Origin of the sequence: Paraburkholderia sp. J8-2, assembly GCF_905220195.1 — a bacterium.
GTDB lineage: Bacteria > Pseudomonadota > Gammaproteobacteria > Burkholderiales > Burkholderiaceae > Paraburkholderia.
In genome coordinates this window covers 145183-161203 of record NZ_CAJMZA010000009.1, presented here as the reverse complement: position 1 = coordinate 161203, position 16021 = coordinate 145183, and the positions used below count along the sequence as shown (strand labels likewise).

The following is a 16021-nucleotide window of genomic DNA, read 5'->3' as shown; positions in this document are numbered from 1 at the left end:
CTATCGATTGATGCGGGTGGGTTCAGAGCGCGACCACGGCGTCACCCACGACGCGCGGTTCGCCATACTGGTTGGCGGTCTGGATTTCGAGGCGCACGCGACGCTCGCCTTCGGCTTCGAACTTCTCGACCACGCGCCCCGTGCACACGATGCGATGGCCGAGGTGCGTGATGCCGACGAAGCGCACGCCGAACTGGCGCAACTGGCGCTGATCGACCCATTGGGTGAGCAGGCGGCCCAGCCAGGCCATCGAGAGCATGCCGTGCGCGAACACGTCGGGCATACCCGCGCGCCGCGCATAGTCGATGTCGATATGCACTGCGTTGTGGTCGCCCGAGGCCCCCGCGAAGAGCGCGAGCATCTTGCGGTCCACGCTCGGCAGTTCGAGGGGAGGGAGCGTGTCGCCCACCTGGATCGTGTCGTACTGGATGGTCATGCGAGGTCTCCCTTCAGCCGTTGCGTTGCACGATCACGCTGCGCAGATCGGCCACGTGCTCGCCGCGCGGGTTCGTGACGCGCGTCTCGCGCACGACGAACTCCAGCGCGCCGCCTTTCTTGTCGTAGATGTCGGCGATGCGCGACTCGAACAGCAGCACGTCGCCCGCATAGGCGAGCCGGTGATACGTGAAAGACTGTTCGCCGTGCAGGATGCGCGGCAGCTCGATGCCGATCTCGTCGCGCCAGGACCCGTCCGGCTGCTCGAATTCGAGCGAGAACAGGAACGTGGGCGGCAGCGGCAGGCCGGGGTGTCCTGCGTCGCGCGCGGCGGACTCGTCGAAGTAGACGGGATTCGTTTCGCCAATCGCCTGTGCGAAGAAGCGCAGCCGGCCCGCTTCGGCTACGGCGCGAAACGCGGGCAGCGTCTTGCCGATGTGTTGCTTGTCGATCATGTGGTTGACTCCCAGTCGTCAGCCGTGCTCACGCTCACGCGCGCTTGTAGACCGTGACGACGCACGCGCCGCCGAGACCCACGTTGTGCGCGAGCGCGACCTTCGCGCCTTCGACCTGGCGCTCGCTCGCCGTGCCGCGCAGTTGCTGTGTGAGTTCGTAGCATTGCGCGAGACCCGTTGCACCGAGCGGATGTCCCTTCGAGAGCAGGCCGCCTGACGGATTGACGACCCATTCGCCGCCGTAGGTGTTGTCGCCGTTGTTCACAAGCTTTTCGCCTTCGCCTTCCGCGCACAGGCCGAGCGCCTCGTAGGTCAGCAGTTCGTTCTGCGCGAAGCAGTCGTGCAACTCGATCACGTCGATGTCGCGCGGCCCGATGCCGGCTTGCTCGTAGGCGTTTTTCGCAGCCGAGCGCGTCATGTCGAAGCCGACCACGCGGATCATGTCTCGCGCGTCGTACGTGCTCGGGGTGTCGGTGGTGAGCGCCTGGCCGGCGATCACCACGTCGGTGCGCAGGCCGTGCTTCTTCGCGAACGCCTCGGACACGACGAGCGCCGCCGCCGCGCCGCAGGTGGGCGGGCAGGCCATCAGGCGCGTGAGCACGCCTTCCCAGAGCATGGGCGCGGCCATCACGTCTTCGGTCGAAACCACGTTGCGGAACACGGCGAGCGGATTGCGCGCCGCGTGGCGGCTCGCCTTCGCGCGGATCTTCGCGAAGGTCTCGAGCTTCGTGCCGTATTGCTTCATGTGCGACAGACCCGCGCCCGCGAACTGGCGGATGGCGTTGCTCAAACCCTCATGCTGGCCGACCAGCTCGTCGGTGATGTCGATCGCGCGCTCGAGTGCGCTCTTGCGGTCGTTCCAGATCGACTTGAGTGCGCCGGGCTGCATGAACTCGAAGCCAACCGCGAGCGCGCAGTCGACCGCGCCGCTCTGCACGGCCTGGCGCGCGAGATAGAGCGCGGACGAGCCCGTCGCACAGTTGTTGTTCACGTTGATGACTGGAATGCCCGTCATGCCGACCTGATAAAGGGCCTTCTGGCCGCAGGTCGAGTCGCCGTAGACGTAGCCCGCATAGGCTTGCTGCACGTCGCTGTAGTCGATACCCGCGTCGGCGAGCGCCTGGCGGATCGCGGTGGCGCCCATCACGTCGTAGGTGTCGCTCGCGCCGGGCTTCTTGAACGGAATCATGCCGACGCCGGCGATGTATGCGCTTCGAGTCATATCAGTACTCCTGAGTGAGTTGAATTTTTTTAAAGTTTGCGTGAGATGAGGTCGCGCATCACTTCGCTCGTGCCGCCGTAAATGCGCATCACGCGAGCGTCGGCGAATGCGCGGGCCACCGGATATTCGAGCATGTAGCCGTAGCCGCCGTGCAACTGCACCATTTCGTCGAGCGCCTTGCCGAGCGTTTCGGTCGCGAAGAGCTTCACGACAGCGGCTTCCTCCAGCGTGAGGCGGCGTCGCACGTGCTCAGACAGGTAGTGATCGACCATGAGCCGCACCGCGAGCGCCTGGGCCTTGATGTCGGCGAGCTTGAACTTGGTGTTCTGGAAGTCCCATACGGTCTGATTGAATGCCTTGCGGTCCTTGACGTAGTTCAGCGTGTGCTCGAGGCAGGCTTCGAGCTTGGCAGCCGCGTTCACGGCGATAGAGAGGCGCTCCTGCGGCAGTTCCGTCATCAGGTAGGCGAAGCCTTTGCCTTCCTCGCCAAGCCGGTTCGAGACCGGCACGCGCACGTTGTCGAAGAAGAGTTCCGCGGTGTCCTGCGCATGCTGGCCCACCTTTTCGAGCTTGCGGCCACGGCGAAAGCCTTCGCGGTCGGTTTCGACCACGATCAGGCTCACGCCTTTGGAGCCGGCTGCCGGGTCGGTCTTGCAGACCATGATGATGAGGTCCGCATTCAGGCCGTTGCTGATGAAGGTCTTGCTGCCGTTGATCACGTACTCGTCGCCGTCGCGTACGGCGGTCGTGCGCACGGCCTTCAGGTCGCTGCCCGTACCCGGCTCGGTCATGCCGATGGCGAGGATGTATTCGCCCGAGCAGGCCTTCGGCAGCCAGCGCTGCTTTTGCTCCTCGTTGCCGAGCCGTGCAATGTACGGAGCGATGATGTCCGAGTGAACCCCGAAGCCGAGACCGCTCAGCCCGGCCCGGCTGACTTCCTCGTTGAACACGGCCGCATGGCCGAAGTCGCCGCCGCCGCCGCCGTATTCGGTCGGCAGCGTCAGGCATAGCAGGCCTTCGCGGCCGGCCTTGAGCCAGGTCTCGCGATCGACCTTGCCGGCCTTGTCCCATTCGGCTTGCCTCGGCACGCATTCCTTTTCGAGGAAGCGGCGCGCGGTGGTGCGCAGCATCTCGTGGTCGTCGCGAAAAACGTTACGGTTGATTTGCATATCGGAGTCCTGAACGTTAGCAGTTGCTGTTAGGGGTGTGGGAGTGTGAGGGTGAGCTCAACGCGCGCGAGCGACGTGTGCGGCGGGTTCGGCGTGAAAGAGCGCGTCGACGAGGTGGGCCCGACGCGTGCGCGTGACGGCCTGATTGACATAACCCTTGTCGGCGATTTCGTTCGCGTCCATGGAGGGCGGCTCTGCCATCAGCAGCAGCCGTTCGACGTGAACGCTCGCACCTTGCGCGCGCTGGTTGCGCAACTGCTCGCTCAGTGCGGCGACGACGACAGGGTGTTGCGCCAGCGCGGCGGCTTCGAGGCCCGCGAGTTCCGGCGCGAGACGCTGGCACGCCGGAACGTTCGGCCAGGCGAGCGCGGCGACGTAATCGTGATCATGCCCGCAGATCACGGCGTCGGTGAGCAGCGGGGCGCAGCGATCGAGCAGCGCGAGCCGCATCGCGCCCGTGCGCACCCATGTGCCGTTCGTGAGTTTGAAGTCTTCCACGACACGACCGGCGAACAGCATGCCGTCCGATGGGTTTTCGGGATTGGCGAGGCGCACGGCGTCGCCGAGCCGGAAGAAGCCTTCCTCGTCGAAGGCGGCCGCCGTGAGTGCCGGCTGCTTGATGTAACCGCCGAACACGTTCGCGCCGCGCATGCGGATCTCGTAGCGGCCGTCTGCGCTTTCGAGCGGCACGAGCTTCACTTCCGAACCCGGAACCGGTGTGCCGATATTGCTGATCGTGTTGGTGATCCGGCCGCACATCGTCCCCATGCCGCTCGTTTCCGTGCAGGCGAGGCCGGTCGCGAAGGCGATGCGCTGGCCAACGGTCTTTTCGGCCACGCGCTGGATGCGCTCATGGACATCGGTGGGCAGGCTCGCGCCGCCATAGCCGAAGAAGAGAACCTTCGAGAACAGGTTCGCCGCGAGTTCGGGGTCCCGTTCGAGCTCGTTCGCGAGCACGGCCCACGCTGACGGGACGCTCGTGAAAATCGTGGGCGCCACCTCGCGCAGGTTGCGCACCGTCCGCTCGATGAGGCCGGGCACGGGGCGTCCGTCGTCGATATAGTGGGTCGCGCCGAACTGGATCGAGCGGCCCAGGTTGAGCACGCCGCCGAGGCCGTGATGCCACGGCAGCCAGTCGAGGAACACGGGCTCGGTGTCGAGCAGGAAGGCAAGATTGTCGGCGTAGTAGGCGGCTACGGCCTTGAGATTGCCGTAGGTCAGGGCAACGCCTTTGGGCGTGCCGGTCGAGCCGGACGTGAAGAGCACGCGTGCTGTTGCATCCGGCGTGATAGCGGTATGCGCGGCGGCGACCGCGGCACGACGCGACGCGGTCAGTTCGGTCTGCGCGAGCGTCGCCCAGTCGAGCTGGCCTGCGCCGGCGCCTTGCACGGCGACGACCGGCGCGTGGCAGTGCGCGAGCGTGGCGAGTGCACGTTCGAAGGGTGCGGCGTTCTGCACGAACAATGCGGCGGGCGGCACCAGTTCCACTATGGCCTTCAGACGCGCGAAGTCCTGGCTCAGCGTCGCGTAGGCGGGCGAAACCGGTGCGGTGGGAATGCCCACGTATTCGGCGGCGAGCAGCACGACGGCCTGTTCGATCGAATTACCGGAGAGCAGCATGAGCGGGTGCGCCTGATCGAGGCCCAGCTCGAGCAGCGCGGCGCCGACGCACTGCACCTGCTGCCAGAGTTCGCGCCAGCTCAGGCGCCGCCATGCGCCGTCGCTCCCGCGCTCGCAAAATGCGGCGGTCTCGCCGCGCGTGAGCGCCCAGCCCTCGACGAAATCCACGAAGCTCTTTTGCGCAATGGCTGGCGGCGGATTTGCCGGGCGCAGGATCAGGCTGCCGTCGCTGCGCCGCTCGACGAGCGTTCGACGGTGGGGCATGGGTAGAGGCCGGACGGCAACCGCCGGCGCAGTACTGGCCGAGAGCGTACTCATTAAGCCGTGTCTCCTGAACGTTTGCGTGCAACCCTTGGGGTGCGCCACGTTGATTTTTCCGGGAGGGGTTCGGTCGGGCGAAACCCCTTGAAAACAAGCATAGCGGGTGGTGCCGGCAGTCGTACCACCCGTACCGGGTGGCGCATGCGCGCCCGTGCCCGGGCAGGGCGCCCGTCAGGGATCGATGCCCAGATCGCGCACGCGCGCGACCGCTTCATCGCGGCTCGATACGCCTAACTTGCCGTAGATGTTCTTGAGATGCCACTTGACCGTTTCGGGCGAGATGCCGAGCGTGCGGGCGATCTTCTTGTTCGGCAGCGCCTGCGCGAGCAGACTCACGACCTTCGTTTCGCGCTCGCTGAGGGTTTCGGCCCCGTTTGGCGTTGCGTCGCGCTGCAGCGAAGCTTCGTTCGTTGTGCTGGCGAGTGCGGCTGCCGTGACCTGCGCGGCGCGCAACCGGTCGACGTAAAACGCCAGCACGGGATCGGCGCCAGTGTCCGGATTGTCCGTCTCACCCTCTACGCCATGCACAACTTGCGCGGCGAAGGCGACGATTTTGGCGTCCACGTCGAGCACGCTGCGCACGAGGCCGAGCCGGTGGGCGAGGCGCAAGCCGGCGAGCGCGGTTTCTCGGGCTGCTTCCAGACGACCGCGGCGGTGATCCACGAGCGCCGACTGCATGCGCAACTGCACCATGTGGTGCTGCCAGCCGCGCTCGCTGCAATGCGAAATGAGTTCGGGCAGGCGCAAGGCCGCGCCCTCGAAGTCTTCGTGTGCGAGGCACCAGTTGACATGCGAGCGCTCCGCGAGCGCGTGGACGTCGTGCCAGGCATTCGGCCGCGTGGGCCGCAAACGTGCCGCGATCATGTCGAGCCGCGCGAGATCGGTTTCGGCGTCTTCGAACTGGCCGCAATGCAGATGCTGGCGGACCTGCGCGGCGAGGCTGTGCGCGAGGAGCCGCGGCAGGCCGTGCCGGCTTGCGTACTCCTCGAGCCGATCGAGATACGCGAATGCATCGAGCCGGTGGCTCTCCGCCCAATGCGCGGCAGAGAGCACGGTGTGCACACGTAGTACGGAGTCCGGAATGGATACACGCTCGAGCACATCGACGCGATCTTCGAGCAGCCGTCTCGCACCGGCGATGTCGTTGAACTCGTAGAGCGCCTCGCCAAGCAGCGCCGCCGCGAAGCACGCGGCCTCCGCCGTGCTGCTGCCACGTTCGTCGGCCTCCGCGAGGACGTCGCGGCTAATGCGCTCGACCTGCAGGAACCGGCCTTCGAGCGCGTAGCTGAAGCCGACCAGGCAGCGCCCGTTGAGCACGCCCGCGGAAGTGCCCATCAACGGGGAGCCCGCGTGCAGCGGGCGTGGGGTGTCGTGTTGCGCGGCGCGTGCCTCTTCGTATTCGCCGCGCCGCATGTAGAGCCAGGAAAGCAGGTTGCTGCGCGCGCCGATCGACTGGCTCGTGGCGTCGACCGGGGCGGCGAGAATAGCGGGCAGGATGGCCGCCGCACTGTCGGCGTCGTCGCGTTGCACGTCGACAGCCGCGCGCAGCAGCAAGAGCCGGTACCGCGCCTGGGTGTTTTCGGCCGGAATCGAGGCGTCGAGGCGCGCGATGCTTGCGGCGCAGGCTTCGAAGTCGCGCGCATACAGTTCGAGCTGCAGACGCCACAGCCGCAGGTCGATGCGCGCCTCGATCTCGGCGTGCGGCAGCAGGTGAATGAGCGAGACGAGCTTGCGCAGATCGCCGGACAGCTGCAGATCGCGCGCCACCGACAAGACGAGTTCGGCAGCAGCGGCCGCTTCGCCGGCCTGCAGCGCATGGCGCACGGCTTCCTCGGGCAAGCCGTGGTCGCGGAACCAGCACCAGGCCGCGTGATGCACCGCGTGCTGCAGGGCCTCGCTTCGCGTGCGCATGCGATCGAGCAGGGTCTCGCGAAAGAGCGGATTGAGCCGGTACCACGTCTCATTGCCGACACGTTCTACCTGCGTGATGAAGAGGTTGTCCGCTTCGAGGCGTGCGAGCAGCGCAAGGACTTCCTCTGGCGGCTGCTCGTCGCCGACGAGCGCGACGCACAGCGACGAGCACAGGCGCGCGCAAACCGAAGTGCGCACGAGCAGCTCGACCTCGGTTGCCGAAAGGCGGGAGAGCACCGCCCGTTCGAAGTAGTCCCCAAAAGCGCTCGCGTCGTGAAGCTGCATGCTCGCGAGGGGCGGGACGACGTCCGCCGAGCGGCGGCGCTTCAGATGCATGGAGAAAAGCTGCAGGCCGGCCACCCAGCCATCGGTCAGCTCGTGCATCTCGCGCGCATCTTTGTCGCTAACTTCGCCAAGCTGCGCCCGCAAATATGTTGCGGATTCGGCGAAGGTGAAGCGCAGGTCGCGCATGTTGAGCTCCAGCACCAGATCCCGATCGCGTAGGCGACCGAGCGACACCGGAAAGCTGCCGCGCGACACCAGCACGATGTGCAGGTTCGACGGCGCGTAATCGATCAGCCACTGGAGGGCGCGATGACTGCGTGGATTGGTGACATGGTCGAGATCGTCGACGACGAGCGCAAGGTCGGCTGTGCGAGCGGCGATGGCGCGCACGAGCGCGATCACGGTGCGCTCGACCGCTTCGTCGTCCACGCCGCGGCCGCCGAGGAGGGCCGCCTCGCGACAAATGGCCGGGTCGACCTGGGCGAGGCTTGCTACGAGACCGTCGACGAAGCTCGCGAGATCGTCGTCTTCCGGCGCGAGCGTGAGCCACGCGAGATTGAAGCCTAGCGGCAGCAGCGCCTCGCGCCAGGCGAGCAGCGTGGTGGTCTTGCCGCAGCCGGCCGGCCCCTGGAGCACGATGCAACGCTTGCGCCGGGCCTCGATGAGCTGGCTGACCACACGCTCGCGTGCGACGACGCGCGTTTTGTTGCGCGGCGCCATCACCCGCGACGGCGCGCCGGTGGCGGCGGATGGGGAGTCGGGCCAGCGTTGCGGCATGTTCGCGTGCGCCTTGCAGTCATGGCGCCGCGACGACTGCGCACGCCCGATGACGAAACGAGTATCGGGCTATTGTAGCGCGCGTGATTGTGCGGGCACGCGAGCGAGCGCGCCGCGCGTGCCGGTCGGCTTTGCGGTAGCGCAATGAGGGTCGGCAGGGGGCGATACCGGCCGCCAGACATCGGCGCTCACCCGCGTGCGCGCAGCAGGCTCGCTGCATGTACGACTTCGCCGTCCGCGCGCCATGCGTGGCATGCGTCGAGCATGGGCAAAAGCGGCTTCCCTTCGCCGCGGGCGGCTGCGGCGAGGCTCGTGTGCGCACCCTCCTGCAGCCCCATGATCGTCTGGAACGCAGTGGTAGCCATCGGGCCGAGCAACTCGGTGAGGTGCGTGCAGCCCAATGCGCCGCCCAGGCGCGCCTTCACTTCCTTCATGAAGCCGCTGCCAATCGCAATGCCGGCCAGCTTTGCGTAGGCCTCGTTGATCTGCGAGCACCAGGGCGTGGGCGCGCTTTCCGTGTGCGCGTGCGCCGCGCGAATCACGAGATGGGCGTCGATCGTGATCGTGAACCGCATGTCGTGGATCGGGCTACCGCGCGGCACGTCCTTGAACAACAGCGCCGAATCGTGGCCCTTCGTGTCCGTCATGCGGGCCTCGATGTCGTAGAGGCCGTCGTCGCGAACGTAGCCGGTGCAGACGATCTGGCGCGTGTGCGCCAACTTTCGCGTCGCGCTTGCGGTTGGATTGTGATGCATGTAATGCCGCTCCAGAATGCGCCGCTGCAACGCCAGGCGCGATAGTGCGATCGTGAGCCGACTGGGGCACGGCGACACCACCCCGCGCGGGTGGTTGGCGCACGCTGATGTTGCGGCATGCGCAGCAGGGCGCGCCAGTTTCGTGGGCCTGCATCCAGGCCTGTATCTGGGCGTTGCGCATCCGGTTTCATGCGACGGTTGGGGTATTCCCGTCCCCACTCCGTTCGGGTAGTTGTCCCCTCCATCGTCCCTGCAACACTGCGCCGCATGTGCTTCGCTGTGCCAAACGGGTTACACATTCGCCGCGCTGTTGCACGCGGCAATCATAAAGAGGAGACATGCATGCGTTCTATCAGCAAGGGTATTTGCGGGGCGACGCTGGCCGTGGTGGCCGGTAGCGCCGCGGCGCAGTCGAGCGTGACGTTGTATGGCGTGGCAGATGTGTTCATTCAGTATTTGCACAACGGCGCGAAGAATTCGTATTCCGAACGAAGCGGCGGGAACACGGGGTCGATGTTCGGCCTGAAGGGAGTTGAAGATTTAGGCAACGGGCTGAAGGCGGTGTTCGACACCGAAGCCGGCTACAACATCAACAACGGCGGTCTGCTCGCGGATACCAGCGCGATCTTCTACCGTCAGGCCTGGGTTGGCCTCACTCACGAGAACTATGGCTCGCTGACATTTGGGCGCCAGTATCAGCCGACGTTCTGGGTCGTTTATCCGACCGATCCGTTCCGTGGCAACGAAGTACTCTCGCCGCTCTCGGCCGCGGTGCTCGCGGTCGATCGCAATACGCTTGCCAGTCAGTCCGCAACGGGCCGTACGAGCAATTCCATGCTCTACAAGTCGCCGAATCTCGCGGGTGTCCAGTTTTACGGCATGTATGGCTTTACGGCCACCGTCACCCAGCCGGTTCCGCAGACCTCGGGCAACATACTCGACCTGGGGCTTACGTATTCGGGTTACGGACTCTACGCCGGCATCGCTTACCAGTATCAGCATCCCGGCACGGCGACGATCGCTGGGCTGCCCGGTCCGCTCAACCTGCTCGGCACAGAACACTACACGGGCGTGCTCAGCTACCGCATCGGCATTGTCAATCTGCAATTCAACTATGCGTACAACAAGCCGCACGACGCGCCAGCGCATTCGCTCGCGGCGCTGCTCGGCGCGGGCAAATCGTCGAGCGTGATGGAGTTCGGCGCGACGGTTCAGGCGACGTCGGCCGATACGTTCGAGATTGCCGGGTTCGAGCGCAACGTGCGTGGCGCGCACGACAACACGCCCGGCGTGCAGATCGGCGTGGATCACAGTCTCTCGAAGCGCACGGCGTTCTATATGCGCGCGGGCTACATGAAGAACAACGGCACAGCGACGATGAGCTGGCCGGGCGTTTCGGTGACGAGCACGGACACGAAGCAGGTGCTCGCCGTGGTCGGCATGACGCATCGCTTCTGAACAGGCAGTGCCGCGCTTCGCGGCGCGGCCGCCACTCGCCATCAACAAGGAGGGACCAGGATGAATGTCATTCGCAACGGCCGGGCGCTTGCCGTGGCCATGCTGCTTGCCGCATCGTTGCAGGCTCACGCGCAAGGCGGCGAGGCGTCGTCTTCCGCGCCCGTTGCCGCCGCGGCTTCCGTCGGCGCAACGCCGGCCTCGGCGAAGGCCGCCGACCGCGCGCTGCGCCGGCGCGTGCTGAACGCGCTCGCGAAAGCGAAGGGGCTACGCGCGAGCGGCATCACCGTGCGCGCGGCCAATGGCGCAGTGACGCTCGAGGGATGGGTGCCGGAGCAGGCGCAGATCGAGCAGGCAACGCGCGTTGCCCAGAGCGTGGCCGGTGTGACCTCGGTGACCAACACATTGACGCTTTCGACTTTCTAGGGTGTCGATAAGCGGTGTGAGCGCAGAGCGGGACCGGAAAGCCGGTCCCGCTTTTTTTGGGGGAGGAGATGAGGGCGGTGCGCAGCAAGCGCTGCTTTCCGCCTCGTTTGCGAAGCGCAGCGTTTGATGGCGACTTACATCGTCACCGACTTGCACTCGAGAAACTCGGCCAGCCCCTCTGCGCCATATTCGCGGCCGTTCCCCGACGTCTTGTAACCGCCGAACGGCACGCTCACATCGAGCATCGCACCGTTGATGCGCACCGAACCCACACGCAGGCGCGCGGCCACCTTGCGCGCGCGTTGCGGGTCGCTTGTGGCGATGTAGCCAGCGAGCCCATAGACACTGTCGTTCGCAATCCGGATGGCGTCCTCTTCGTCGTCGTAGGGAATGATCGCCAGCACCGGGCCGAAGATCTCCTCGCGTGCGATCGTCATGCCGTTGTGCACGCCGGCGAAGATTGTCGGCCGTGCGTAGAAGCCGCGCGCCAGGCCGGGCGGGCGGCCAAGGCCTCCTGCCGCCACGCGTGCGCCTTCCGCCATGCCGGCTTCTATCATGCGCTGCACCTTGTCGTACTGTGCGCGGTTCGAGATTGGGCCCATGCGCGTTGCCGGGTCTGCCGGATCGCCGACCGGGATCGCGTTGGCGGCTGCCGCCGCGATCGCGACCGCCTCGTCGTAGCGCGTGCGCGGGACCAGCATGCGTGTCGGGGCGATACAGGTCTGCCCGGAATTCGCCATGCACTGCGCAACGCCGCTTGCCACGGCGGACTGCAGATCGGCGTCGTCGAGAATCAGCAGGGCAGACTTGCCGCCCAGTTCCTGCGCGACACGCTTGACGGTAGGCGCCGCGCCGATCGCCACCTCGACGCCCGCGCGGGTCGAGCCCGTGATGGAAACCATGTCCACGTCAGGGTGCGACGCGAGCCGCGCACCGACCGTGCGGCCTTCGCCGAACACCATGTTGAACACACCGCGCGGCGTAGCAGCCTCGTGCATGATCTCGGCGAAGATCATGGCGTCGAGCGGCGCGATTTCCGAGGGCTTGAGCACGACGGTGCAGCCTGCGGCGAGTGCCGGCGCGACCTTGGCCATGATCTGGTTCAGCGGCCAGTTCCAGGGCGTGATGAGCGCGGCGACGCCGATTGCCTCGCGGCACACGTAGCTCTTGCCGTGCGTCGTTTCGAACGCAAAGTCGCGCAGGGTGTCGATCGCCGCGCGTAGCTGGGCGAGGCCGATCGGCGCTTGCAGCGCATTGCACAGCGAGATCGGCGCGCCGATTTCCTGGCGCACGGCATCGGCGATCTCGGGCAGGCGCCGCCGATAGATCGCGGCGACGCGTTCGAGCAGCGCGATACGCGTCTCGCGGCGGGTTTCGGACCATGTTGGAAAGGCGGCGCGCGCCGCGGCGACGGCGCTATTGGCGTCTTGCTGATTGCCCATCGCCAGCGTGCCAATCCGTTCTTCGGTGGCAGGATCGACAATGTCGAACGAGGCGGCGCCCGCACCGTGCTGCGCAGGCTCGACCCATTGTCCGTCGATATAGAAGCGGTTCAGTGTTTTCATCGTCCATTTCCTGATCGCGACGCGATCGGCTCAAACCGGCCGGTCGCCAATTACGGTCGCGCGCATCATGTGGCGCACCGCAGGGTAGTAGTCCTGAATGGCGTAGTGCTGGCACGACCGGTTGTCCCAGAAGGCAATCGTGTTCGCACGCCAATTGAGCCGCACCTGATACTCGGGCACCTGCGCCTGACGAAACAGAAACTGCAGCAGTTCCATTTCGGCGAGCTTGAAGTCGAAGCCCACGCGGTACTGGTCGACGGTCTTATGGCCGTAGTTGGCCAGATGGGTTGTGAATGCCTCGTTGACGTAAAGGATTTTCTCGCCGGTTTCAGGATGCGTGCGCACGACCGGGTGGGTGGCGGGCGGAAAGTGCTTTTTCATCTCCGCGTGCTGGTCTTCGGGAACCGCGATCCCGAACAGCGGCAGAAAATCGTGGACCGCAGTGAGATCGGCAATGCGCGTCTTGATGTCGTCGGGCAGGCCTTCGTAGGCCGCGGCCATGTTGATCCACATCGTGTCACCGCCGACTTCGGGACACTGCACACAGCGCAGCATCGAACCCATCGACGGAATCTCGCGCCACGATACGTCGGAGTGGTAGAGATTCTCGCGCCCGCGTTTCGCGTCGTTGCGCCCGAGAATGACCAGCTCGGGGTGGTCCGGATGATGCGGAAACGTCGGGTGGACTTCCAGTTCGCCGAAGCGCCGGGCAATGGCTACGTGCTGCGCGGGCGTGATGTCCTGGTCGCGGAAGAACAGGACCTTGTACTTGAGGAGCGCGCGGCGCAGGGCGAGGCAGGTTGTGTCGTCGAGCGGATCGCGCAGGTCGATGTCGCCGATTTCTGCGCCGATGGCCGGGGTATGGCGAGTGAGCGTGAATGGCCAGCTTTCTGTTTGCCGGGTAAGAGATTCAGGTTCGTTAGGTATGCTAATGGTTACTTGCATGTCACTCTCCAGTATCGATATGTATTTGTGGTTGTGATTGTGATGCTCGTCGTATTGACGGCTCACGCGCGCCGCATTGCGGCAAACGCGTGACGTGTTCGTTCAGGCGGTGAGCGGTGTGGCGGCTTCGCCAAGCGTGCGCAACGAGCGTTCGGGGTTGAGCCAGCGCAACGCCACGATCGCCGCGAGGATCAGCAGCACGGCCGTTAGTGCGATGGCGATTTCATAAGCACGCGCGCCGGACGCTGCGTAAGCCTGGACGAGCCGGCCGACAACGGCCGGCCCGATCGCCGCGCCGAGGCTCGCGACCGCAGTGTTGATCGCAATGATCGAGCCGCGCTGGGCAAGCGGCACCATTTCGGCGAGCATGGCGGGCGCGAGCGTCAGGCAGAACGTGGGCAGTGCGGCCGCCACGGCATAGCAGAACACCTTTTGCATCGGCGTGAGATCGATCGCTGCCAGCGCGAGGAAGAGCAGTCCGCCCGCGATCGTGACGACGCTCGTAAGCCGTGCGCGGGCCTCGCGCGTGGTCGCGCCGCGCTGGAGCATGCGCTGGGAGAGGGCGCTCAGCCCGATGTTGACTGGCGCAGCGAATGCGATGACCAGCGCGAAGAGACGTCCCGATGCAATGCCGCCGAAGCCGAGTCCCTTTTCGAGGTAGGTGGGCAGCCACGTGATGGTCTGGCCGAGTAGCCAGTAGGCGACGAAGCCGAGCAGGAAGATCGAGAGAACGGAGGCGTCGGTGAGGATCTTGCGGTAGGGCAAGCGGGCGGAGCCGCCAGTGTCTGGCGTTTGCACGGTGGAGCCGGACGGCGTGCGGCGTACGGCGTCCAGGGTGCCTTCGCGGCCAAAGGCCAGCCACAGGACGCACCAGAGCGCGCCAATCGCGGCGAGTACGAGGAAGTTCATGCGCCAGCCCCAGCGCTGGGTGATCGCGGGAATCGCGAGGCCGGCCAGCACCATGCCGACGACCGCGCCCTGGTTGATGACGGCCACGGGCACACTGCGTCTTTGGTCCGGAAACCACTTGAAGAGCGAGTGGACCGAGGTCGGGAACGAAGGGCCCTCCGCCGCGCCGAGAATCACGCGGCAGACCAGCAGCGCGAGCGTGCTGGTGGTGAAGGCCTGAGGAAGTTGCAGGATCGACCAGCTTGCGCCCATGGCGAGCAGGATCCATCGGGTCGCGATGCGATTCGAGAGAAAGCCGACGAGAACCGTCGAGGTCGAGAAGAGCCAGAAGAAACTGCCGGCGACAAAACCGAACTGCGCAGGCGAGAGGTGCATGTCGGCCATGAGCGGGACCGCGACCATGCCGAGAACGATCTTGTCGAGAAAGTTGATCATGGCGAGCACGGTGAGCAGGGCCGTGACGGTCCAGGCGGACTTCGGCTGCCAGGAAGATGAAGTGGACATGGGCGATCTCGTTGTGCCGGCTGGCGCCGGGGTGTTGCGGGCAACGCAAGGACGTGGACCGGCGCGCGCAGGACGGCTTCGCGCCGGGATCGGTGCGGTGGAATCAGGACGGGCGAGCCGTGAATTCGAGATGGAAGAGAGGGGCGGCGACGCGCGGTGCGTTCATGATGTCTCCTTGTCCGTGCGCGGCATCGTAGATCGCGCTTCGGTAGTGCCGGTATCTGGCGTTACCTTAGGAGCATGGCTACCCGGAGCAACCACCCCAGGCGGGTAGGCAAGGGTAATCCTCGGGGGCGAGATCGCATCTTTCTTCGCGCAAAGCAAAAGGCCTCGTTGCTTTCGCAACGAGGCCTTTTATTCTTCGGTGTTTGTCGTTACCAACACCAGGAATTCTGGTGGGTAGTACTGGGATCGAACCAGTGACCCCTGCCGTGTGAAGGCAGTGCTCTACCGCTGAGCTAACCACCCGAAGAGATTGAGATTATGCAGGGCGTTTCCGATCTTGTAAAGCCCTTTTTTAAGCATTTTGCGCATCGGCCGTATTTTCTTCGGCCGGGGCAGGTTCGGTGCGCCACACGGACGTTCCCTTGACCGCCTTGTCGAGCTCGTTGAGCACGGCTTGATGCGCGCTCAGCTCTTCGTCGCTCGCCATGATCACCGGCAGATCGATCGACTCGAGCTGCACGCGCGGCGCGGCGGCCGCACCGGTCGCGGCGTGCTCGCCCAGCATGTCGATGACGAGGCTCTCCTGGCCGCGCGTCATCGCGAGATAGACCTCGGCGAGCAGTTCCGAGTCGAGCAGCGCGCCGTGCAGCGTGCGGTGCGCGTTGCTGATGCCGAAGCGATCGCACAGGGCGTCGAGCGAGTTGCGCTTGCCCGGGAAGATCTGCTTGGCCTGCACGAGCGTGTCGATCACCTCGCCGCAATGCTCCTTGAACCCCGGCTTGCCGAGCAGCGCGAGCTCGGCGTCGAGAAAGCCGATGTCGAACGGCGCGTTGTGGATGATGATGTCCGCCTCGCGCACGAAATCGAGGATCTCGTCCGCGACTTCGGCGAACTTCGGCTTGTCGGAGAGGAACTCGGTCGTGAGGCCGTGCACGGCGAGTGCGCCCGGGTCGCTGTCGCGTTCCGGGTTCACGTAGAAGTGCAGGTTGTTGCCGGTGAGCCGGCGGTTCACCAGCTCGACGCAGCCGATTTCGATGATGCGGTCGCCCGTGCGGGCGTTCAGGCCGGTGGTTTCGGTATCGAGAATGATCTGGCGCATGTC

Annotated in this window: 13 protein-coding genes and 1 tRNA gene; 2 read left to right on the top strand and 12 right to left on the bottom strand. The window is 65.6% G+C overall.

What is annotated here, in order from left to right; translation table 11 throughout:
• Positions 1–22 precede the first annotated feature (22 nt).
• The 7 genes from U5A52_RS21225 to U5A52_RS21195 all read right to left on the bottom strand — a co-directional run bounded on the left by U5A52_RS21225 (position 23) and on the right by U5A52_RS21195 (position 8950).
• On the bottom strand, positions 23–436 hold the full coding sequence (locus U5A52_RS21225) for a MaoC family dehydratase (RefSeq protein WP_321912491.1): 414 nt from the start codon (positions 434–436) through the stop codon (positions 23–25).
• 13 nt (positions 437–449) lie between these two features.
• The gene (locus U5A52_RS21220) at positions 450–890 is read right to left on the bottom strand and encodes a MaoC family dehydratase N-terminal domain-containing protein (protein ID WP_321936093.1); all 441 of its coding nucleotides are present in this window, start codon (positions 888–890) and stop codon (positions 450–452) included.
• Positions 891–924: 34 nt separating this feature from the next.
• Positions 925–2112, bottom strand: coding sequence for a lipid-transfer protein (locus tag U5A52_RS21215; protein ID WP_321936092.1), 1188 nt, complete (start codon positions 2110–2112; stop codon positions 925–927).
• Between the two features lie 29 nt (positions 2113–2141).
• Entirely contained in the window at positions 2142–3281 is a 1140-nt protein-coding gene (locus tag U5A52_RS21210; protein WP_321912486.1) for an acyl-CoA dehydrogenase family protein, read from the bottom strand.
• A 57-nt stretch (positions 3282–3338) separates the two neighbouring features.
• Positions 3339–5219, bottom strand: coding sequence for a feruloyl-CoA synthase (locus U5A52_RS21205; protein WP_321912485.1), 1881 nt, complete (start codon positions 5217–5219; stop codon positions 3339–3341).
• Positions 5220–5393: 174 nt separating this feature from the next.
• Positions 5394–8195: a LuxR C-terminal-related transcriptional regulator gene (locus U5A52_RS21200; protein WP_321936091.1), complete on the bottom strand. Its 2802-nt coding sequence runs from the start codon at positions 8193–8195 to the stop codon at positions 5394–5396.
• 188 nt (positions 8196–8383) lie between these two features.
• Complete coding sequence (locus tag U5A52_RS21195; RefSeq protein WP_321912481.1) at positions 8384–8950, bottom strand: DUF2889 domain-containing protein; 567 nt, start codon at positions 8948–8950, stop codon at positions 8384–8386.
• A 342-nt stretch (positions 8951–9292) separates the two neighbouring features.
• Between U5A52_RS21195 and U5A52_RS21190 the strand changes: the two genes are divergently transcribed.
• Positions 9293–10408: a porin gene (locus tag U5A52_RS21190; protein ID WP_321912479.1), complete on the top strand. Its 1116-nt coding sequence runs from the start codon at positions 9293–9295 to the stop codon at positions 10406–10408.
• Between the two features lie 60 nt (positions 10409–10468).
• Positions 10469–10831, top strand: a complete 363-nt coding sequence (locus tag U5A52_RS21185) for a BON domain-containing protein (RefSeq protein ID WP_321936090.1) — start codon at positions 10469–10471, stop codon at positions 10829–10831.
• 134 nt (positions 10832–10965) lie between these two features.
• On the opposite strand, the gene U5A52_RS21180 is transcribed toward U5A52_RS21185, so the two are convergent.
• From U5A52_RS21180 to dnaQ, 5 genes are all read right to left on the bottom strand, one after another.
• On the bottom strand, positions 10966–12396 hold the full coding sequence (locus U5A52_RS21180) for an aldehyde dehydrogenase family protein (protein WP_321912476.1): 1431 nt from the start codon (positions 12394–12396) through the stop codon (positions 10966–10968).
• 30 nt (positions 12397–12426) lie between these two features.
• A complete protein-coding gene (locus U5A52_RS21175; protein WP_321912474.1) occupies positions 12427–13341 on the bottom strand; it encodes a TauD/TfdA dioxygenase family protein in 915 nt (304 codons plus the stop codon).
• Positions 13342–13443: 102 nt separating this feature from the next.
• Positions 13444–14754, bottom strand: coding sequence for an MFS transporter (locus tag U5A52_RS21170; protein ID WP_321912472.1), 1311 nt, complete (start codon positions 14752–14754; stop codon positions 13444–13446).
• 393 nt (positions 14755–15147) lie between these two features.
• A tRNA-Val gene (locus U5A52_RS21165) sits at positions 15148–15222 on the bottom strand.
• A 49-nt stretch (positions 15223–15271) separates the two neighbouring features.
• Positions 15272–16018 (bottom strand): DNA polymerase III subunit epsilon, encoded by a 747-nt coding sequence (gene dnaQ / locus U5A52_RS21160; protein WP_321912470.1) that lies wholly within the window; start codon positions 16016–16018, stop codon positions 15272–15274.
• Positions 16019–16021: the final 3 nt, after the last annotated feature.